The sequence below is a fragment of the Pseudomonas rhodesiae genome, from assembly GCF_013285305.1.
GTDB lineage: Bacteria > Pseudomonadota > Gammaproteobacteria > Pseudomonadales > Pseudomonadaceae > Aquipseudomonas > Aquipseudomonas rhodesiae.
Genome location: NZ_CP054205.1, coordinates 1,877,413 through 1,897,774, shown reverse-complemented (window position 1 = coordinate 1,897,774; position 20,362 = coordinate 1,877,413). Strand labels below are relative to the sequence as shown.

Here is a 20,362-nt window from a genome sequence, read left to right as displayed (position 1 = left end):
GGGGCAAGCCCCCTCCCACAATGGGGCGAATGTTAGGCAGAGGCTCAGTGGCGCTCGAGGGCGTTGACCAGATCGTGGAAGGCTTCGCGGTTGGATTCGTTGAGGCCCATGAGGATCTTGTGCGCCTCCAGCACTTTGACCCGCACTACTTCCTCGGACTGGTCCTGGGAGGGCAGGTCTGTCAGGCATTCCGGGCAAGGTATCGGGCGATCGACGATGTTGAACACCTGATCGAAGCCCATGGATTGCAATAGACGGGTGATGTCCTCGTGGGTCGTCACCACCGTCGGCAACAGGCCGACCTTCTGGCGCGACAGAATGGACAGCTTGGCCAGCAGCCCCAGCGTGGTGCTATCGATACTGCGGGTTTCGGTCAGATCGATCACGATCGCCGAGAAGTTCAGCGCAGTGAAGATCCGCTCAATCGTCGCATCCAGCGCCGAACACAAGGTCAGGCGCACTTCACCGACAAACTTCAGGACAAACGTCCCGTCTTGCTCGGCGAATTGGATTCTTCCGGTACTCATCAAAGATTCCTGCTCAACACCAGTAGGGCGATATCATCCGGCATCTCCCCCAGCGTGGCCAATCCAAAAACCTGCCGCAAGCCATCCAGGCTGCCGCCCGCCGACTTGACCCGTTGGGGCAAGGCAGCTTCTTTCTCTTTGAGTGTAGGCTCTGGAAGAAGATCCAAAATGCCGTCGGACATCAGCGTAAGACTGAACGTCGGCGGCAGTTCCAGAATATGGTCTTCGTAGGTGGCTTCATTGAACAAGCCTACGGGCAGGCCACGGCCTTCCAGGTAACGCACACTGTCGGGAGTGTATAAAACAGGCATCGGCAGGTGACCGCCGATACTGTAGGTCAAAAGACCGGTTTCTTCGTCAATCACGCCGCCGACCATCGTCACATGCTTGCCCAGCTTGCAGCTGATCAGGCCTCGATTGATGTGGCCCAGTACCTGTGACGGAGTGAACTCCGGCAAGGTGCCATTGCGCTTGGATTCAAACAACAGCCGTGTGGTCATGAATTTCAACAGCACGGTCACGAAGGCGGATGAAGCACCGTGGCCGGACACGTCCGCCAGGTAGAACGCAACGCGACGCTCATCGACGCGGAAATAGTCGACAAAATCTCCCGACAGGTACAGCGACGGGATGATCTGGTGGGCAAACCGGAACTCATCGATCGTCCACGGGCTTACCGGCAGCATGTTCATCTGTACCTGACGACCGGCGTTCTGGTCTTCCTGCAGCAGATTCAGGCTGGCTTCCAACTCGCGGTTGGCGGTTTCGAGCTTTTCACGGTAGCGCTGGTTTTCCAGCAGCAGACGCGCACGGTCCAGGGCACGGCGTACCGAGTGCTCCAGCACCGCCAGGTCTTCCAGGGGTTTGATCAGGTAATCGGCGGCGCCCAGGCGCAAGGCTTCGACGGCATCATTCATCACGCCAGCGCCGGACACCACAATCACCGGCGTCTGCGGCGCCAGCTCGGCGACTTGGCGAATCAGCTCAAGGCCACCCATCTGGGGCATGCGCAGGTCGCAGATCACGAGGTCGGGCTTATCGCGCTCGAACACCTGGAGACCCTGTTGGCCATTACTGGCCTGCAGGACGCTGAAGCCACTGTCTTCCAAATAGGCCGCGAGGCTCGCGCGCACTACTTCGTCGTCATCGATTATCAGCAGCGTGGCACTGGTTTTTTGCATGTGGGCAAACGGCGCCAGAATTAGGTTGGCGTAGGCGGCACGGCAATGGCCGGGCTCATACTACTGGATTCGCTTTCTAGCCTCTCTGTCCTACAAAGCATAGGCCTTTTGCCCACGCACAACTGTAAAGCAGAGGTGCCCTTCTAAGGCGCAGACGGTACTCCCATCCGCCAGGTGTTTCAAGCTCATGCCGATGGTCGCCGGGCGTCTTTACACCGCAAATCACCGGGAGTTATAAGAACAGCCAAGACCACAACACAAAGTAAGGATGAAACCGATGAGCGACCGAGAGCGCGACTACGCCGAAAAACGCGATTTCATCCGCATGCGGGTGGATACCAATGTGTCTTTGATCCACGCAGGCCAGGAAATTGAAGGTGTGTGCCTGGACCTTTCCAGCTCCGGTATGCAGGTGCAGGCGCCTCGTCAATTCAGCGTCGGTGACCTGCTGAGGGTGCGCATTGAATCCGAGCACGCAGCACTCAAGGGCTTTGAAGCCGATACCGAGGTGGTTTGGGTCAACGCGCAAGACGGGCAACAGAAGCTGGGGCTCAAAATCTTGAAAAAGAGCTGAAAAGCGCGCACAAAAAAGGCGACCCTACAGAGGTCGCCTTTTTCATTTCAATATGTCACAGCTTAAAAGTCGTCAACCACCTTGCCATCTCGAACCTTGAACTCGCGGTTCTGCAGGTAAGCATTGCGGATGAAAGTGTACTTGTCACCGGTGATCAGCTTCTCACTGTCGAGCAAGCTGGCACGGGTGTCGATGATGTTCAGGCCCATGGTGCTGTTGCGCCAGTCGATATCGTTCATATAGCGATACGGCTGGGTGTAGCTATCGACATACTTGGACGGTGCATCACGCAGCGTACTAGGCCCCAACAGCGGCAGCATCACGTACGGACCGCTGCCCACGCCCCAGTAACCCAAGGTTTGGCCGAAGTCTTCATCACTGCGTTGCAGCCCCATTTTGGTGCCGACATCAATAAAGCCGAGCACGCCAAATGTGGTGTTGACCAGCAAACGGGCCGTATCCACACCTGCGTTATGGGGCTTGAGTTGCAGCACGTTGTTGGCCAGGTTGCCGACATCGCCGATATTGCGGAAGAAGTTATGGATGCCGTCTTCGACAAATTGCGGGGTGATCCACTGATAGCCTTGAGCCAAAGGCTTGAGGGCGTAGGTATCAACCGTGTCGTTGAATGTGAAGATCGGGCGGTTGATGCTTTCCCATGGATCGTCTTCCGATGCAGCCTGTACGGCGAACGGCGCCAGCATCACTGCGGCACACACCGACAGCTGAGCGAAATAATGGCTCCAGCGCATAGCTTTAGCTCCTTGAATAGTCTGTCATGGGCGCTATGCCCTGAATAAGGCCGTTAGTATATGACGGAAGTATCCAATTAGGCAGCCGCTAGGAAACGACATACGCAAAATGGACAAAATTCCTACAATTAAATAAAGCTGTCATCGCCTTGTCATCCCGTCTCGATAGCGTTTGAGCTATTTCAGGGACGTCGACATGCCACACGCCGAAATTGCCAACGCCAGCGCTCCTACCTTGACTGCCGTGTTGTTCGGCCTGAGTGGCTGCCTAGTGGACTTTGGTTCCCAGGCGCGCACCGACTCATCGTCGCCACACTCCCAAGCCACCCCAGGCGCTCTGAACGTCCTACGCAGCCTGAAGGAACAAGGCGTACCGTGCGCCTGGTTGGATGAGCTGCCGCCTATCGTGACCACGCCATTGGCAGCCGTACTGCCGCACTGGCTGAAGGCCGCGACGCCCTCCTCGATCCGCTGGCCGGCGCCCCATGCCTGCTGGCAAGCCTTGATGGAGTTGAATATCGAGCGTTTGGGAGGCTGCGTACTGGTCAGCGGCGAGCCACGCCTGCTGCAGTCAGGCTTGAATGCCGGACTGTGGACCATCGGCCTGGCCTCCTGCGGCTCGCTGTGCGGCCTGGCACCCGAGCAATGGCAAGCGCTCAGCGAACAGGAACGCGAGTACAAGCGCGGTAAAGCCACCGTGGCGTTGTATGGGCTGGGCGTGCACTCGGTGATCGATCACCTCGGCGAACTCGGCACCTGCCTGGCGGACATCAGCCTGCGCCAACTCAAAGGCGAGAAGCCCTGATCGAGATCATGCACAGTCGCCGCCAGTGGATTAATCTACGAGTAAGTCCGTAGACCTTTCCCGGCGTGGCGCGGTCTATGCCAGTGCCTATCGATAAAAGGAAGAATGTGATGCCTGATCGCGAGAAGTTAAAACAGCAGGCCGATATAGTGAGCAAACAACTGGAAGAGCATCCAGACTTGCCCCTCGAAAAGCGCCAAGCACTGGAAAAACTGGTTGCCGATTTGAATTTTCAACTTCAAATGGAACCGGGCGCCCAGTCACCCAGCATTGCCGACGATTTCAACAAAGCGGCGATCGAGTTTGAATCCAGTCATCCCGGGCTGGCTGGAACGTTTCGCAATATAGTCACTACCCTGGGCAGCATGGGCATCTAACCCAAGCCCAAGCCGAACCCAAAACCAAGTGTGGGAGCTGGCTTGCCTGCGATACCGACGTATCAGTCACTGGATAAATGACTGAAAGATCGCAATCGCAGGCAAGCCAGCTCCCACAGTATTTTTGGGTAAAGGCTTACTGACGCGCGAGCCTCATATTTAAGAACTGAGTATTCTCGGTGCTTCGATATGGGTTGATGTCCAACCCACCCCGCCGCACATACCGTGCATATACCGTTAGCTTCTCCGGCTTCAGCAAACGCTGCACATCCAGGAAAATCCGCTCCACGCACTGCTCATGGAAGTCCGAGTGCTGGCGGAAGCTCACCAAGTATTCCAGCAAACTGGCGTGATCCAGCGCCGCCCCCCGGTACTCCACCACCACGCTGCCCCAGTCCGGCTGACTGGTGACCGGGCAATTGGACTTGAGCAAATGGCTATGCACGCTCTCCTCGACGATGCGCGATGCATCACAGCGCAGCAGCTCTGGGCGCGGATGCTCGTAACTGCTGACCTTGATATCCAGATCGTCAATGCAGACACCCGGAAGCGCCTGTACGCCTTCGGCTTCCACGTCGGCCAGGCTGCGGATGCGCACGCCCACCGGTTTGCCGGCCGCCGCGCTGAGGTCGGCGCGCAGGGTCGCTTCCAGGCTCTGGCTATCGGCAAAAGCACTCTGGTTCAACGAGTTGAGGTACAGCTTGAAAGACTTGGATTCGATGATGTTCGGCGAATCGGCGGGGATACTGAATTCACCGATGGCCACCACCGGTTTGCCCGATGGCAACAGCCACGACAGCTCGAAGCAGTTCCAGAAATCCACGCCTTGGTACGGCAGGGTTTCGGCGCTAAGGCCCAGCTCGGCCCACTTGGCGGCGCGGGGAATCGGGAACAGCAACGACGGAGTGTAAGTGGAGATGTATTCACTGGACTTGCCCAGCGGCGAATGTTCGGCTGCGGGATGCATGGCGGAAACCTGGCTAAATAAACCGCGCCAGTCTAACAGCCTTGCCCCCGCCTTTGCGCCTCAGCCGCTTACTGGCTGACGTTGACCTTACCCACCATGCCGGCCTGATAGTGGCCCGGTAGGTTACACGCGAACTCCAGGCCAGTGGCTTGCTTGAAGGTCCACGTCAGTTCAGCCGTCTTGCCCGGCTCCACCAGCACGCTGTTGGGATCGTCATGTTTCATCATCCCACCGTGCCCCATGGCGCTGTGGTCCATTTTTCCCATGCCGGTGGCGGTGAGCATGCCGCTGGCCTGCATCTGCAACATTTCCTTCTGGTGCTGCGCATGCATCGCCGCGTCGCCCAGGTTGAATTCGTGCAGCAGGTTGCCTTTGTTGACCAGTACGAAACGCACCGTCTCACCGGCCTTTACATCGATGGATGCTGGCGAGTAGGCAATGTCCTGCATCGTCACTTCCACGGTACGCGTGGCTTTGTCGGCCGGCGCCGGCTGGCCGAACGCATAGGTGGAAGCCCCATCGGCCAGCGCATCGAAGCTCAACGCCAACAGGCAGCCCGCCAATAGCAGGGGTGTACGCAATGCCATCGCTATTCTCCAAAAAAATGTAATCCGCTTGAGACGCACTCTAAGATGGCGCCGCTGCCAGCCAGCTGACTGCTAGATTACAACTTTGTCAGGTTGCGCCTTTGCCCTGGCGCCCACGGTATAAAGCCCTTCGTTACCCGTTGCCTAGAGCCGCCCATGAAACTGCTGATCGTCGAAGACCAACCAAAAACCGGCCACTACCTGCGCCAGGGCCTGGCCGAGGCAGGTTTCACCACCGAATTGGCGATCGATGGTACTACCGGGCAGCACCTGGCATTGTCCGGTGACTACGACCTGTTGATCCTCGACGTCATGCTACCGGACCGCGACGGCTGGCAAATCCTGCAAGCGGTGCGTGCCGCCGGGCTGGATGTGCCGGTACTGTTCCTCACCGCGCGTGACGCCGTGGAAGACCGCGTGCATGGCCTGGAACTGGGCGCCGATGATTATCTGGTCAAACCGTTCGCCTTTTCCGAACTGCTGGCCCGCGTGCGCAGCCTGTTACGACGCGGTAGCAGTGCGCCCCAGGAGACTGCGCTGCAGTTGGCCGACCTGCGCCTGGACCTGATCCGCCGCCGCGTCGAACGCGACGGCCAACGTATCGACCTCACGGCCAAGGAATTCTCCCTGCTCGAATTGCTGCTGCGGCGCCAGGGCGAAGTGTTGCCCAAGTCGCTGATTGCCTCCCAGGTGTGGGACATGAATTTCGACAGCGATACCAACATCATCGAAGTGGCGATCCGCCGTCTGCGCCTGAAAGTCGATGACAACTTCCCCAATAAACTGATCCACACCGTGCGCGGCATGGGCTATGTGCTGGAGGAGCGGTGCAATTGATCCGCCGCCTGTCCCTGGCCAGCCGCCTGGCGCTGTTGTTTGCCGCCTGTACTGCGGTGGTCTCGCTGTTGGCCGGCGTGCTGTTCAATCGAGCCAGCGAGGCGCATTTCCTGGAGCTGGATCAGCAACTGCTGGACAGCAAACTGATGGCGCTACGCGGCGCCCTGCAAGGCGTCGATTCCCCGCAGGCGTTCGCTCAACACCAAGCCCCTTTGCACGCCGAACTCAGCCGCCAACCGGACCTGACGCTGCGTGTCACGGCTGCCGGCCAGCGCTGGTTTGACAGCACAGCGAACCTGACCCTGCCGGAATCGCCCGGCCTGCATAGCCTGCGACAGGCCGGCACGGACTATCGGGTGCTCAACGCACCACTGATTGCGGGCCAGGCCGGTTCGCCGCAACTGAGCCTGCTGCTCGATATCACCCACCATCAGCATTTCCTGCAACGCATGCAGCATTTGATCTGGCTTACCGTCGGCCTCTCGGCACTGGCCACCGCCCTGCTCGGCGCCTGGGCTGCGCGCAGCGGGTTGCGGCCTCTGCGGCGCATGGGCGAAGTCGCGGCCAGTGTGTCGGCCAATTCCCTAACCCAGCGCCTGCCCCAGCAACATATGCCCGCCGAACTGGCGGAGCTGGCCCAGGCCTTCAATGCCATGCTCGGTCGCCTGGATGACGCATTCCAGCGCCTCTCGGCGTTCTCCGCCGACATCGCCCATGAACTGCGCACGCCGCTGTCGAACCTGCTGACCCACACCCAAGTCATCCTCACCCAGCCGCGCCCGCTGGAAGATTATCGCGAAGCGCTGCACAGCAACCTGGAAGAACTGCAATGGATGGCGCAGTTGGTCAACGACATGTTGTACCTGGCCAAGGCCGACCATGGGTTGCTCACGCCCAAGCGTGAGCCCCTGGCGCTGGCGGATGAAGTGGAGGCGCTGCTGGAGTTTTTTGCGCTGCTGGCCGAAGACGCCAATGTGCGCCTGGTGCGTGAGGGCGCTGCCTACACACGCGGCGATCGCGGCATGTTGCGCCGGGCGTTGTCGAACCTGCTGGACAACGCGCTGCGCTTCACCCCCGCCGGGGGCGAAGTGCGGGTGACGATGCTTGAGGATGCGCACGGGGTGAGGTTGGCGGTGGAAAACACTGGCGATGGCATCCCGGCGCAGTTACTGCCGAGATTGTTCGACCGCTTCTATCGGGCAGATCCAGCGCGGCGCGAAGGCAGCAGCGAGCATGCCGGCTTGGGCTTGGCGATTACCCAGTCGATCGTGCGGGCCCATGGGGGGCGGATTTTTTGTGAATCCGCGGCTGGAGTGACAAGGTTTGTGATTGAGTTGCCCAGGGTAAGTTGATGCAAGATGGGCCGGCCCTATCGGGGGCAAGCCCCCTCCCACACCTTGAATGCCGTTCTTATGTGGGAGGGGGCTTGCCCCCGATAGCGGTCTCAATGATTACGAATATCTCAGCGCGTGGGCCGGCTCGATCTTCGCCGCACGATACGCCGGGTAGATCGTCGCCAGAAAGCTCAGCACAAAACCGGCCGAGCAGATCAGCAGCACGTCGCCGCCCTGCAGCTCGGAGGGCAGGTTACTGACAAAGTACACATCCGAACTGAAGATATGCTGCCCGGTCACGCGCTCCAGCCAGCCCACCAGTTCGCTCACGTTCAGTGCCGCGATCACGCCGAGTACGCCGCCGATCAAGGTACCGACGATGCCGATCACGGTGCCCTGCACCATGAAAATCGCCATGATCTGTCGCGGCGTGGCGCCGATGGTGCGCAGGATCGCGATGTCCGCGCCCTTGTCATTCACTACCATGATCAACGTGGCGATGATGTTGAACGCGGCCACGGCGACAATCATCAGCAGCAACAGGCCGATCATGGTTTTTTCCATTTTCATGGCGCTGAACAGGCTGCCCTGGGTGTGGGTCCAGTCATCGGCCTTGTAGCCCGCGCCCAGGCTGGCGGCGATATCCGCCGAAACCTTGGGTGCCGCGTACAAGTCTTTCACCGCCAGACGCACGCTTTGCACCTGGTTCGGCTGCCAATGCTGAATCTCGGCGGCGTCGGCCATGTTGATCAAGGCCATGGAGCCATCCAGCTCGGCGCCGACCTTGAAGATCCCCACCACATTCAACCGCTGCATGCGCGGGGTGATGCCGCCCGGCGCGCTGCTGAGTTCCGGCACGATCAGGGTCAGCTTGTCGCCCACATTGAGGCGGAAACGCCGCGCGGTGATCTCACCGACCACCACGCCGAACTCGCCGGGCCTCAAGTCTTCCAGTTTGCCGCGCACGATATGCTGGGCCACGATCGACACCTTGCCTTCCTGGGCCGGGTCGACGCCGCTGATTTCAATCGGCTGCATGGCACCCTTATAGGAAAACATGCCGTCCATTTGCGTGAAAGGCACCGCAGCGGTGACCTGCGGGTTCTTCATCGCCGCGGCGGCCACTGGCTGCCAATCGTCAATGGGCTTCACGCCGACAATGGTCGCATGGGGCACCATGCCGAGAATGCGCGAACTCATTTCGCGCTGGAAGCCGTTCATCACCGACAGCACCACGATCATCGCCAGTACGCCGAGGGCGAGGCCGATCATCGAGGTCATCGAGATAAACGAGACAAAACGGTTGCGGCGCTTGGCGCGGGTATAGCGCGTGCCGATAAAAATCGATAACGGTCTGAACATTCGCGGGCACCGTTGGAAAAATAGAAAACCCGGCATCATGCGCCGGGCTTGAAACAGGTCAGATGGCGACCAGATGACCTTCCTGCAAGTGCAACACGCGGTCCATCTGCCGAGCCATGCTCATGTCATGGGTCACCACCAGGAACGCGGTGCGCATCTGGGTGCTCAGTTCCAGCATCAGGTCCTTGATGCCCTGGGCGGTGTGCGAATCGAGGTTGCCGGTGGGCTCGTCGAGCATCACCAGGCCCGGGTTGTTCACCAGGGCACGGGCAATGGCCACACGCTGACGCTCGCCGCCGGACAACTCCGCGGGTTTGTGCTCCAGGCGATGGCCGAGGCCGACACGCTCCAGCAGCGCCGTCGCACGTTGACGGGCCTCGGGGATCGCGGTTTTGCCGATCAGCAATGGCATGCATACGTTTTCCAGAGCAGTGAACTCCGGCAACAGGTGGTGAAACTGATACACAAAGCCCAGCGAGCGGTTGCGCAACTGGCCACGGGCTTTCTCGCCCAGGGCCGACAACTCTTCACCGGCCAACCAGACGCTGCCCTGGGACGGGGTATCGAGGCCGCCCAACAGGTTGAGCAAGGTACTTTTGCCGGAACCGGAACTGCCGACGATCGCCACGCGCTCGCCCGGATGCAGTTCAAGCTGCAGGTTGGACAGCACCACCACGGACTCCGGGCCTTCCTCGTAGGATTTGCCCAGGTTGCGGCAGCTCAGGATTGCTTTTTCACTCATGCCCGATTCACTCATAACGTAAGGCCTGTGCTGGCTGGGTACGTGCCGCGCGCCAGGCTGGATACAGGGTGGCAAGGAAACTCAGGACCAACGCCGCGCCGCCTACCATCAACACGTCCTGGGTCTGGACCTGGGACGGCAGATAGTCGATGAAGTAGACGTCGGCGTTGAGAAACTTGTGGCCGATCAGGGTTTCCAGAGCGGCGATGGCCGCGCTGACGTTCAACGCAGCAAGGATCCCGACGGCAGTGCCGATCAAGGTACCGACCACACCGATCACGGTGCCCTGCACCATAAAGATCGCCATTATCTGACCCGGCGTGGCGCCGAGGGTGCGCAGGATGGCGATGTCGCCTTTTTTGTCGTTCACCACCATCACCAGGGTGGAGATGATGTTGAACGCCGCCACGGCAACGATCAGCAGCAACAGCAGACCGATCATGGCTTTTTCCATGCGGATGGCCTGGTACAGGTTGCCGTGGGTGCGGGTCCAGTCGCGGGCGTAATACTCGGACTCGCCCAGGTGCTGGGCAATTTCCCAGGCGCCGCGCGGGGCGTCGAACAAGTCACTGAATTTCAGGCGCAGGCCCTGCACCTGGTCCGGCTGCCAGCGATGCAGGCGCGCCAGGTCGGTGAGGTTGGTCAGACCGAGGTAGCCGTCGATCTCGCCAGCGCCGACGTGGAAGGTGCCGACCACGGTAAAACGCTTCATGCGCGGAAACATGCCGGCCGGGGTCACCGTGACTTCCGGGGCGACGAAGGTGAGCTTGTCACCGATACCCACGCCGAGCTTGGCCGCGGCCTTGTCACCGATAACGATGCCAAAACTGCCCGGGGCCAGGTCGTCGAGCCGGCCCTGCAGCATGAACTGGTCGATGATCGAGACCTTGCGTTCCTGGGCCGGGTCGATGGCGTTAAGCAGGATCTTCTGCACCTTGCCGTCGTTGGTCAGCAGCCCCTGCATCTGGGTGAACGGCGCAACCGCCACGACCTTGGGGTTCTGCTTGACCTTATCGGCCAGGCTTTGCCAATCACTGATGGGCTCACTGGCTTCGATGGTCGCGTGGGGCACCATGCCCAGCACGCGGGTGCGCATCTCATGATCGAAACCGTTCATCACCGACAGCACCACAATCATCACGACCACGCCCAAGGCGAGCCCGATCATCGAGGTCAAGGAAATGAACGACACAAAATGATTGCGACGCTTTGCACGGGTATAACGCGTGCCGATAAATACGAAGAGAGGTCTGAACATGTCGGGGCTTGTTCGGAGGAAAAGAAGACGTCCCGGTGGCGGGGTCTGGTAAGCAGCTTTACACTCAGACCATTACCGCCAGCAGGGGTTCGCCATGACGACATTAGATGAAGAAGAGCGCCGCGAATACTACCGTATCGACGACATGATCGCACTTCAAATCAAAAGCCTGTCTGCCCCTGAAGCAGCGGGCAAGGAAGTGTTGCTGGATGATTCAACGCTGTTCAACCTGCTCAGTGAATTGCACCTGAGCGAATTCGAAGCCCAGCACCTGTTGCGCCAGATCAGCGAGAAAGATCGAAGCCTGGCGGCCTTCCTCAAAGTCCAGAACAAACGCCTGGACCTGCTCAGCCAAGTCATGGCGCTCGGCCTGCTGGACGAAGTGGGCGCGCCGCAGCCCGTGATCATCTCCGAAGGCGGCATCGACTTCCAACACCCCTCATCCTTGCCTGTGGGTGCCCACGTGGCGGTCAAGCTGGTGCTGATGCCCCAGGCGCTGGGCCTGTTGCTGCGCGCCAAGGTCACCCATTGCGACGCCAAAGGCGATGGCTTCGACGTCGGCACGGAATTTGAATCCATGACCGATGCCCAACGCCAGTTGCTGGCGCGCTACATCCTGCAAAAACAAGCCCAGGAGCGGCGCCTGGCGCGGGAAAAAAGCGACGCCCAGGCCACCTGAATTCGTATACACCCCGCCGGACGATCTGGCGAAAAGGAGCAACTGTGACCCTGATTTACGGCCATCGCGGCGCCAAAGGCGAAGCACCGGAAAACACCCTGACCAGCTTTCAGCAATGCCTCAAGCACGGTGTACGCCGCTGCGAACTGGACCTGCACCTGTCCATGGATGGCGAGCTGATGGTCATCCACGACCCGACCCTCAAGCGCACCGCCGACCGGCGCGGCAAGGTGGTCGAGTATTCGGCGGCCGACCTGGTGAAAATGGACGCGCGCAAGGGCGGCCCGGGCTGGGTCTCGCCCTGCCCTATCCCGCGCCTGGAAGAACTGTTCGAACAATGCGATTTCGATCACTGGCAACTGGAAGTCAAAAGCGCTTCGCGCACCCGCGCCGCGACCACTGTGTTGGCGATCCGCGAGATGGCGGTGCGCTTCGGCCTGATGGACAAGGTCACCGTTACGTCCAGCTCAAGGGAAGTGCTCAAGGCGGCGGTGGAACTCACCCCAGACCTATCACGCGGGCTGGTGGCCGAATACGCCTGGCTCGACCCGCTGAAGGTCGCGCAGAACTATGGCTGTGAGTACTTGGCATTGAATTGGACGTTGTGCACCCCCGAGCGCCTGGCCAAAGCCCAGCGCCAGGGTTTGCACGTATCCGTGTGGACGGTCAACGAACCCGCGCTGATGCGCAGGCTCGCCGACTTCGGCGTAGATAGCCTGATTACAGACTTTCCCGGTTTGGCCACTGCCACCCTCGGGAATTACTGAAATCGGTCTCCCCGGCCGGCTCAGGCCACCGGCCGGAGCCGCTCAAAAAAGCCGGTTGAGACCGTCGTAGGCCGCTACCCGATAGGCTTCGGCCATGGTCGGGTAGTTGAAGGTGGTGTTCACAAAATACTTGAGGGTATTTTGCTCACCCGGCTGGTTCATGATGGCCTGGCCGATGTGCACGATCTCCGACGCCTGATAGCCGAAGCAATGCACGCCGAGGACCTCCAGGGTTTCACGGTGGAACAGAATCTTCAGCATGCCTTGCGGCTCACCGGCGATTTGCGCACGCGCCATGCTCTTGAAGAACGCCTTGCCCACTTCGTAGGGAACCTTGGCCTTGGTCAGCTCGTGCTCGTTCTTACCGATGGAGCTGATTTCCGGAATCGTGTAGATGCCGGTGGGCACGTCGTTCACATAGCGCCAGCTGCCGTTATCGACGATGCTGCCGGCGGCCGAACGGCCCTGGTCATGGGCGGCACTGGCCAGGCTCGGCCAGCCGATCACGTCACCGGCGCCATAGATGTTGGCCACGCAGGTACGGTAATTCTCGTCCACTTCGATCTGGCCACGGTTGTTGACCTTGACCCCGATGTTTTCCATGCCCAGCTTATCGGTGTTGCCGGTACGCCCGTTGCACCACAGCAAGGCGTCGGCCTTGATCTTCTTGCCGGACTTGAGGTGCAGGATCACCCCGTTGTCCAGGCCTTCGACCCGCTCGTACTCTTCGTTATGGCGCACGGTGATGTTGTTGTTGCTGAAGTGGTAACTCAACGCCTGGGAAATTTCCGAGTCGAGGAAACTCAGCAACTGATCGCGGTTGTCTACCAGCTCCACCAGAACACCCAGGCCACTGAAGATCGACGCGTACTCACAGCCGATCACGCCGGCACCGTAGATGATCAGTTTGCGCGGGGTGTGGCCCAGGCTCAGGATGGTGTCGCTATCGTAGATACGCGGGTGATGGAAATCGATATCCGCCGGGCGATACGGGCGCGACCCGGTGGCGATGATGATGTGCTTGGCCACCAGTTTCTCGACCACGCCGTTGGAACACACCACTTCAATGGTCTGCTCGTCGGCGAAGCTGCCGGTGCCGAAGAACAGGTCGACACGGTTACGGGCGTAGTAACCGGTGCGCGAGGCCACCTGCTTGGAGATGACTTTCTCGGCGCTTTTCAACACATCCGGGAACGAAAACCAACGCGGCTCACCAATAGCCCGGAACATCGGGTTGGTGTTGAACTGCATGATCTGGCGCACCGAGTGACGCAAGGCCTTGGACGGGATGGTACCCAGGTGGGTGCAGTTACCGCCGACTTGGCGACGGCTATCGACCATCGCCACCTTGCGCCCTGCCTTCGCGGCGTTCATCGCCGCACCTTCTCCAGCTGGGCCGGAACCCAGTACCACCACGTCGTAGTTGTAGACAGCCATGCGTACTCCTCAGAACAGGCCAGGCGTACGGTAGGACGCCGGGCTAAATCATGCCGCGGCCAGCGGTCATGAAGGACAATTTGGCTCAAGTGTGTGAACCGGGGCACAGTCTATATAAGGCTCAACGCCGCGCACATTAACCCTTGGTCGCGTCATAGGCCAGTCTTGCCATACTACAGGACGCAAATCAGCGCCGATTTCAGGATGAGCCCATTATGCGACAACTATTGTTTTGTTTAATGCTGATGGTGTCGATCACGGCGCACGCCAGCGATGCGCAGCGCCTCAAGCAAGCTGGCTTCCCGGCACAGGTCGAGGGACTGACGCGAAAAAACCAGGCGGTGCTCAACTATCTGTGGGCAGACGTGTATGCCGCAGCGCTGTATGCCCCGGCAGGGCTCAGCGCAAGGCACGCCTGGGACCAGCAGAAAGCCCTGCGCCTGACGCTGTGTTACTTTCGCGACATCGACCGCAGTGACGTGATCAAGGCCGCCACGACCACCCTGGCGCGCCAACACGCCAACGCTCGATTAAAGCCGGAACTGGATAAATTGCACGGCAGTTTTCGTGACATCCGCAAAGGTGATCGTTATGCCCTGGATTTTCATCCCGGTCGCGGTTTGAAGCTGGAGATCAATGGGCAGGTGGTGTTCAGCAGTGTTGATGATGAACTGGCGAGGGCCTACCTAGGCATCTGGCTCGCGCCTGGGGGGTTGTCGGACAGTTTGCGGGATCGATTGCTGAATTGATGTGTCGGCTGCACCACCACTATCGGGGGCTGCCCCCTCCCACCTTTGAATATATTCACAAATCAAACTGTGGGAGGGGGCTTGCCCCCGATCAGGCACCCCAGGCCACACAAAAACCTAGCCACAAAAAAGCCCCGAACCAGTCGGGGCTTTTTCATTCAGCGCAGAGGCTTAGCGCGGAAACGCAGGCGGGTTGACCCCGGCCATGTCTTCCATCACACGCACCACCTGGCAGCTGTAACCGAACTCGTTGTCGTACCACACGTACAGCACAACGCGGTTGTCCTGGGTGATGGTCGCTTCTGCGTCCACCACACCGGCGTGGCGCGAGCCGACGAAGTCGGTGGACACCACTTCCTGAGAATTGACGAAGTCGATTTGCTTGTGCAGATCGGAGTGCAGCGCCATGTAGCGCAGGTACTCGTTCATCTCTTCGCGGGTAGCGGCTTTCTCAAGGTTCAGGTTGAGAATGGCCATCGACACGTTAGGCGTCGGAACACGGATCGCGTTGCCGGTCAGCTTGCCGGCCAATTCAGGCAGGGCCTTGGCAGCGGCGGTGGCGGCACCGGTCTCGGTGATCACCATGTTCAACGCGGCGCTACGACCACGGCGATCGCCTTTGTGGAAGTTGTCGATCAGGTTCTGGTCGTTGGTGTACGAGTGAACGGTTTCAACGTGACCATTCACGATGCCGAACTTGTCGTTGACGGCCTTGAGCACCGGCACGATGGCGTTGGTGGTGCAGGACGCGGCAGACACGATCTTATCGTCAGCGGTGATTTCAGCGTGGTTGATGCCGTGCACGATGTTCTTGAGCTTGCCCTTGCCAGGCGCGGTCAGAACAACGCGAGCGATACCTGGGCACTGCAAGTGCTGGCCCAGGCCCTCGGCATCACGCCATACACCGGTGTTATCCACCAGCAGGGCGTCCTTGATGCCGTACTGGGTGTAGTCCACCTCGGTCGGGTTCTTCGCGTAGATCACCTGGATCAGGTTACCGTTGGCGGTAATGGTGTTGTTTTCTTCGTCGATGACGATGGTGCCATTGAACGGGCCGTGGACCGAATCGCGACGCAGCAGGCTGGCGCGCTTGGTCAGGTCATTCTCGGCGCCTTTGCGCACCACGATGGCACGCAGACGCAGGCCGTCGCCGCCACCGGTTTTTTCGATCAGGATGCGCGCCAGCAGGCGGCCGATACGGCCAAAGCCATACAGCACGACGTCGGTGCCCTTGCGAGCGGCGGCGTTTTGCTGGCCAACCACATCGGCCATTTCCTCACGCACGAACTGCTCGGCGCTACGGCCGTTGGCTTCGGTACGGAATTTGTAGGCCAATTTGCCCAGGTCTACCGAAGCCGCGCCGAGCTTGAGCTCGCTCATGGCCTTGAGCAGGGGGAATGTTTCGTGGACGGAGAGTTCGCTGTCGTCGGCAGAACGATGGCGAGCAAAGCGATGCGCCTTGAGAATCGCGATGACTGACTGGTTGATCAGGCTGCGGCCATAGATCGAACTCACCACATTGTTATTGCGGTAGAGCTGACCGATGAGCGGGATCATCGCTTCTGCGAGTGCTTCACGGTCGATCCATTCACCAAGACACTGGTCGGGCTTCTGAGTCACGGGAACCTTCCACATGTAGGGGCTGAAAAAAGGGGCTACATTATGACGCCCGACCGCCCTCGGAGCAATGCGCCGACCACAACAAAAAGGCCTTGCGAAAAAAAGCGACCCCGCTGCAGCCCAGTAAATACGCGGCTTTCAGAAGGCCACCATTGGAACGCCTCGGGCGACTTGTCCGTAACTCTCCGAAAACCCCATGTGTTTTGGCACTACATATTGAGTCAAAACACCGCTTTGTTTGTCTTAGCCACTACATTTCCTACAAACCGTAATAGGCTCAGTCAGCAACTGACAGGCGGCACCTGGGGCCGTTACAATTACCGACTTTGTCGCAACGCTTGGAGCTCAACCTTCCGTGCCCGTTCTGCGTCTACCGCAACTCCCTGCCGCGGCAGGTAAACAGCACTGGGGCAACCTGCCCGGTGCCGCCCTGAGCCTGGCCATCGCCGAGGCTGCCAGCGCAGCCAAGCGCTTTACCCTGCTGCTTACCGCCGATAGCCAAAGCGCCGAACGGTTGGAGCAGGAGCTGAGCTTCTTCGCCCCCGATTTGCCGGTGCTGCATTTTCCCGATTGGGAAACCCTGCCTTACGACCTGTTCTCACCGCATCAGGACATCATTTCCCAGCGCATCGCCAGCCTGTACCGTCTGCCGGAACTGGCCCACGGCGTGCTCGTGGTGCCGATCACCACGGCGCTGCACCGCCTGGCGCCGACCAAGTTCCTGCTGGGCAGCAGTCTGGTGCTGGATGTCGGCCAGAAGCTCGATGTCGAACAGATGCGCACGCGCCTGGAAGCCAGCGGCTACCGCTGTGTGGACACCGTGTACGAGCACGGCGAGTTCGCAGTGCGTGGCGCGCTGATCGACCTGTTCCCGATGGGCAGCAAGTTGCCTTATCGCATCGATCTGTTCGACGACGAAATCGAAACCCTGCGCACCTTTGATCCGGAAAACCAGCGCTCCATCGACAAAGTCGAATCGATCAAGCTGCTGCCGGCGCGGGAATTTCCGTTGCAAAAAGATGCGGTGACCCGGTTCAAAGCGCGTTTCCGTGAACGCTTCGACGTCGACTTCCGCCGCTGCCCGATCTTCCAAGACCTGAGCAGCGGGATTACACCCGCCGGTATCGAGTACTACCTGCCGCTGTTTTTCGACGAAACCTCCACCCTGTTCGACTACCTGCCCCAGGACACCCAAGTGTTCTCGCTGCCGGGCATCGAGCAGGCCGCGGAAAACTTCTGGAACGACGTGCGCAATCGCTACGAAGAGCGCCGCGTCGACCCTTCCCGTCCTTTATTGCCGCCCGCCGAGCTGTTCCTGCCGGTGGAAGATTGTTTCGCGCGCCTGAAAAACTGGCCGCGGGTCGTCGCCAGCCAGCAGGACGTGGATGCCGGCACTGGCCGCGAGCGCTTCCCCGCGCAAGCGCTGCCTGACTTGGCGATTGAAGCTAAGGCCAACCAGCCGCTGGAAGCGCTGTCCACCTTCCTTGGCGACTTCCCGGGCCGCGTGTTGTTTACCGCCGAATCCGCCGGGCGCCGCGAAGTGCTGCTGGAGTTGCTCGAACGCCTCAAACTGCGCCCGAAGAACGTCGACAGTTGGCCGGACTTCGTCGCGAGCAAGGATCGCCTGGCGATCACCATCGCCCCCCTGGACGAAGGCTTGCTGCTGAATGACCCAGCCCTGGCGTTGATCGCCGAGAGCCCATTGTTCGGTCAACGCGTGATGCAGCGTCGGCGCCGGGAAAAACGCGCGGACGCCAACAACGACGCGGTGATCAAAAACCTCACCGAACTGCGCGAAGGCGCGCCGGTGGTGCATATCGACCACGGTGTCGGCCGCTACCTGGGCCTGCAGACCCTGGAGATCGACAACCAGGCCGCCGAATTCCTCACCATGGAATACGCCGAGGGCGCCAAGCTCTATGTGCCGGTGGCCAACCTGCACCTGATTGCGCGTTACACCGGCAGCGACGACGCCCTGGCGCCGCTGCATCGCCTGGGTTCCGAGACCTGGCAAAAAGCCAAGCGCAAGGCCGCCGAGCAGGTGCGCGATGTGGCCGCCGAGCTGCTGGACATCTACGCCCGGCGCGCGGCGCGCGAAGGTTATGCATTCGCCGACCCGAAAGCCGACTACGCCACCTTCAGCGCCGGTTTCGCCTTTGAAGAAACCCCGGATCAGCAGACCACCATCGAAGCCGTGCGCGCCGACATGCTCGCGCCCAAGCCGATGGACCGCCTGGTGTGTGGCGACGTGGGCTTCGGCAAGACCGAAGTGGCCATGCGCGCCGCCTTCATCGCGGTGCACGGCGGCAAGCAAGTGGCAATTCTGGTGCCCACCACCCTGCTCGCCCAGCAGCACTACAACAGCTTTCGCGATCGCTTTGCCGACTGGCCGGTGACCGTGGAAGTGATGAGCCGCTTCAAGTCCGCCAAAGAAGTGAACGCCGCCGTCGCCGACCTGGCCGAAGGCAAGATCGATATCGTGATCGGCACTCACAAGCTGCTGTCGGACGATGTGAAGATCAAAAACCTGGGCCTGGTGATCATCGACGAAGAACACCGTTTCGGCGTGCGCCAGAAAGAGCAGCTCAAGGCCCTGCGCAGCGAAGTCGATATCCTCACCCTGACCGCCACGCCGATTCCGCGCACGCTGAACATGGCGGTGTCGGGCATGCGTGATCTGTCCATCATCGCCACGCCACCGGCGCGTCGCCTGTCAGTGCGCACGTTCGTGATGGAGCAGAACAAAAGCACGGTCAAGGAAGCGCTGCTGCGCGAGTTGCTGCGCGGCGGCCAGGTGTATTACCTGCACAACGACGTCAAGACTATCGAGAAATGCGCTGCCGACCTCGCCGAACTGGTGCCCGAAGCGCGGATCGCCATCGGCCACGGCCAGATGCGCGAGCGCGAACTCGAACAGGTAATGAGCGACTTCTACCACAAGCGCTTCAACGTGCTGATCGCCTCGACCATCATCGAGACCGGCATCGACGTGCCGAGCGCCAACACCATCATCATCGAGCGCGCCGACAAGTTCGGCCTGGCGCAACTGCACCAGTTGCGCGGCCGGGTCGGACGCAGCCATCACCAGGCCTACGCGTACTTGCTCACCCCGCCACGCCAGCAGATCACCGGCGACGCGGAGAAACGCCTGGAAGCCATCGCCAACACCCAGGACCTCGGCGCCGGCTTTGTGCTGGCCACCAACGACCTGGAAATCCGTGGCGCCGGCGAACTGCTGGGTGACGGCCAGAGCGGGCAGATCCAGGCCGTGGGTTTCACCTTATATATGGAAATGCTCGAGCGGGCGGTCAAAGCCATCCGCAAGGGCGAACAGCCGAACCTCGATCAACCCTTGGGTGGCGGTCCGGAAATCAACCTGCGCCTGCCGGCGTTGATTCCCGAGGACTACCTGCCGGATGTGCACGCGCGACTCATCCTGTACAAACGCATCGCCTCGGCCACCGATGAAGAGGGGCTCAAGGACCTGCAAGTGGAGATGATCGACCGCTTCGGCCTGCTGCCGGAGCCGACCAAGAACCTGGTACGCCTGACCCTACTCAAATTGCAGGCCGAGCAACTGGGGATCAAGAAGGTCGACGCCGGGCCCCAGGGCGGGCGTATCGAATTCGAAGCGCAGACGCCGGTCGACCCGCTGGTACTGATCAAACTGATCCAGGGCCAGCCCAACCGCTACAAGTTCGAAGGGGCTACGCTGTTCAAATTCATGGTGCCGATGGAACGCGCCGACGAACGCTTCAATACCCTGGAGGCGCTGTTCGAGCGCCTTATCCCGAAATCTGTTTGAAG

The 20,362-nt window shown here is 60.3% G+C and carries 19 protein-coding genes; 9 read left to right on the top strand and 10 right to left on the bottom strand.

Annotated features, from left to right (window positions below):
- Positions 1–44: 44 nt before the first annotated feature.
- Both rssC and rssB read right to left on the bottom strand, forming a co-directional pair.
- Complete coding sequence (gene rssC, locus HRH33_RS08570; RefSeq protein WP_003172602.1) at positions 45–527, bottom strand: anti-sigma factor antagonist RssC; 483 nt, start codon at positions 525–527, stop codon at positions 45–47.
- A complete protein-coding gene (gene rssB, locus HRH33_RS08565; RefSeq protein ID WP_034137416.1) occupies positions 527–1,708 on the bottom strand; it encodes a two-component system response regulator RssB in 1,182 nt (393 codons plus the stop codon). Before rssB ends, rssC begins: the two co-directional genes overlap by 1 nt.
- 277 nt (positions 1,709–1,985) lie before the next feature.
- Here rssB and HRH33_RS08560 point away from each other — a divergent pair, with 277 nt between their 5' ends.
- Positions 1,986–2,282: a PilZ domain-containing protein gene (locus HRH33_RS08560; RefSeq protein ID WP_173603385.1), complete on the top strand. Its 297-nt coding sequence runs from the start codon at positions 1,986–1,988 to the stop codon at positions 2,280–2,282.
- A 62-nt stretch (positions 2,283–2,344) separates the two neighbouring features.
- Here the strand turns inward: HRH33_RS08560 and HRH33_RS08555 are convergent, their stop codons facing one another.
- Positions 2,345–3,034 carry an MlaA family lipoprotein gene (locus HRH33_RS08555; RefSeq protein ID WP_167416531.1) on the bottom strand — a complete coding sequence of 230 codons (690 nt, stop codon included), beginning with the start codon at positions 3,032–3,034 and terminating at the stop codon, positions 2,345–2,347.
- 196 nt (positions 3,035–3,230) lie between these two features.
- On the opposite strand from HRH33_RS08555, the gene pcrP reads away from it, so the two are divergent.
- Both pcrP and HRH33_RS08545 read left to right on the top strand, forming a co-directional pair.
- Complete coding sequence (gene pcrP, locus HRH33_RS08550) at positions 3,231–3,839, top strand: HAD superfamily inactivated hydrolase PcrP (protein WP_167416530.1); 609 nt, start codon at positions 3,231–3,233, stop codon at positions 3,837–3,839.
- Between the two features lie 110 nt (positions 3,840–3,949).
- On the top strand, positions 3,950–4,216 hold the full coding sequence (locus HRH33_RS08545) for a DUF4404 family protein (RefSeq protein ID WP_094064616.1): 267 nt from the start codon (positions 3,950–3,952) through the stop codon (positions 4,214–4,216).
- A 136-nt stretch (positions 4,217–4,352) separates the two neighbouring features.
- On the opposite strand, the gene queF is transcribed toward HRH33_RS08545, so the two are convergent.
- Both queF and copI read right to left on the bottom strand, forming a co-directional pair.
- Positions 4,353–5,183, bottom strand: coding sequence for an NADPH-dependent 7-cyano-7-deazaguanine reductase QueF (queF, locus tag HRH33_RS08540; RefSeq protein WP_034096494.1), 831 nt, complete (start codon positions 5,181–5,183; stop codon positions 4,353–4,355).
- A gap of 68 nt (positions 5,184–5,251) precedes the next feature.
- Positions 5,252–5,770 (bottom strand): copper-resistant cuproprotein CopI, encoded by a 519-nt coding sequence (gene copI, locus HRH33_RS08535; RefSeq protein WP_123480448.1) that lies wholly within the window; start codon positions 5,768–5,770, stop codon positions 5,252–5,254.
- A gap of 156 nt (positions 5,771–5,926) precedes the next feature.
- Between copI and HRH33_RS08530 the strand changes: the two genes are divergently transcribed.
- Both HRH33_RS08530 and HRH33_RS08525 read left to right on the top strand, forming a co-directional pair.
- The gene (locus HRH33_RS08530; protein WP_094064618.1) at positions 5,927–6,607 is read left to right on the top strand and encodes a heavy metal response regulator transcription factor; all 681 of its coding nucleotides are present in this window, start codon (positions 5,927–5,929) and stop codon (positions 6,605–6,607) included.
- Positions 6,604–7,959, top strand: a complete 1,356-nt coding sequence (locus HRH33_RS08525; RefSeq protein ID WP_167416579.1) for a heavy metal sensor histidine kinase — start codon at positions 6,604–6,606, stop codon at positions 7,957–7,959. Before HRH33_RS08530 ends, HRH33_RS08525 begins: the two co-directional genes overlap by 4 nt.
- 99 nt (positions 7,960–8,058) lie before the next feature.
- On the opposite strand, the gene HRH33_RS08520 is transcribed toward HRH33_RS08525, so the two are convergent.
- Genes HRH33_RS08520 through HRH33_RS08510 form a run of 3 tightly spaced genes read right to left on the bottom strand, consistent with a single transcriptional unit; the run spans position 8,059 to position 11,303 of the window.
- Positions 8,059–9,303 (bottom strand): lipoprotein-releasing ABC transporter permease subunit, encoded by a 1,245-nt coding sequence (locus HRH33_RS08520; RefSeq protein ID WP_167416529.1) that lies wholly within the window; start codon positions 9,301–9,303, stop codon positions 8,059–8,061.
- Positions 9,304–9,361: 58 nt separating this feature from the next.
- Positions 9,362–10,045, bottom strand: coding sequence for a lipoprotein-releasing ABC transporter ATP-binding protein LolD (gene lolD, locus HRH33_RS08515; protein ID WP_162830773.1), 684 nt, complete (start codon positions 10,043–10,045; stop codon positions 9,362–9,364).
- Between the two features lie 7 nt (positions 10,046–10,052).
- A complete protein-coding gene (locus tag HRH33_RS08510) occupies positions 10,053–11,303 on the bottom strand; it encodes a lipoprotein-releasing ABC transporter permease subunit (protein WP_034096489.1) in 1,251 nt (416 codons plus the stop codon).
- A gap of 94 nt (positions 11,304–11,397) precedes the next feature.
- Between HRH33_RS08510 and HRH33_RS08505 the strand changes: the two genes are divergently transcribed.
- Both HRH33_RS08505 and HRH33_RS08500 read left to right on the top strand, forming a co-directional pair.
- A complete protein-coding gene (locus HRH33_RS08505) occupies positions 11,398–11,982 on the top strand; it encodes a PilZ domain-containing protein (protein WP_173603384.1) in 585 nt (194 codons plus the stop codon).
- A 44-nt stretch (positions 11,983–12,026) separates the two neighbouring features.
- On the top strand, positions 12,027–12,749 hold the full coding sequence (locus HRH33_RS08500) for a glycerophosphodiester phosphodiesterase (protein WP_034096487.1): 723 nt from the start codon (positions 12,027–12,029) through the stop codon (positions 12,747–12,749).
- A 42-nt stretch (positions 12,750–12,791) separates the two neighbouring features.
- On the opposite strand, the gene sthA is transcribed toward HRH33_RS08500, so the two are convergent.
- Positions 12,792–14,186, bottom strand: a complete 1,395-nt coding sequence (gene sthA, locus HRH33_RS08495; protein WP_034096486.1) for a Si-specific NAD(P)(+) transhydrogenase — start codon at positions 14,184–14,186, stop codon at positions 12,792–12,794.
- A gap of 215 nt (positions 14,187–14,401) precedes the next feature.
- Here sthA and HRH33_RS08490 point away from each other — a divergent pair, with 215 nt between their 5' ends.
- A complete protein-coding gene (locus HRH33_RS08490; protein WP_167416527.1) occupies positions 14,402–14,935 on the top strand; it encodes a chalcone isomerase family protein in 534 nt (177 codons plus the stop codon).
- Between the two features lie 171 nt (positions 14,936–15,106).
- On the opposite strand, the gene HRH33_RS08485 is transcribed toward HRH33_RS08490, so the two are convergent.
- Positions 15,107–16,570, bottom strand: a complete 1,464-nt coding sequence (locus HRH33_RS08485; protein WP_034096484.1) for a glyceraldehyde-3-phosphate dehydrogenase — start codon at positions 16,568–16,570, stop codon at positions 15,107–15,109.
- A gap of 340 nt (positions 16,571–16,910) precedes the next feature.
- Between HRH33_RS08485 and mfd the strand changes: the two genes are divergently transcribed.
- Positions 16,911–20,360: a transcription-repair coupling factor gene (gene mfd / locus HRH33_RS08480; protein ID WP_167416526.1), complete on the top strand. Its 3,450-nt coding sequence runs from the start codon at positions 16,911–16,913 to the stop codon at positions 20,358–20,360.
- Positions 20,361–20,362 lie beyond the last annotated feature (2 nt).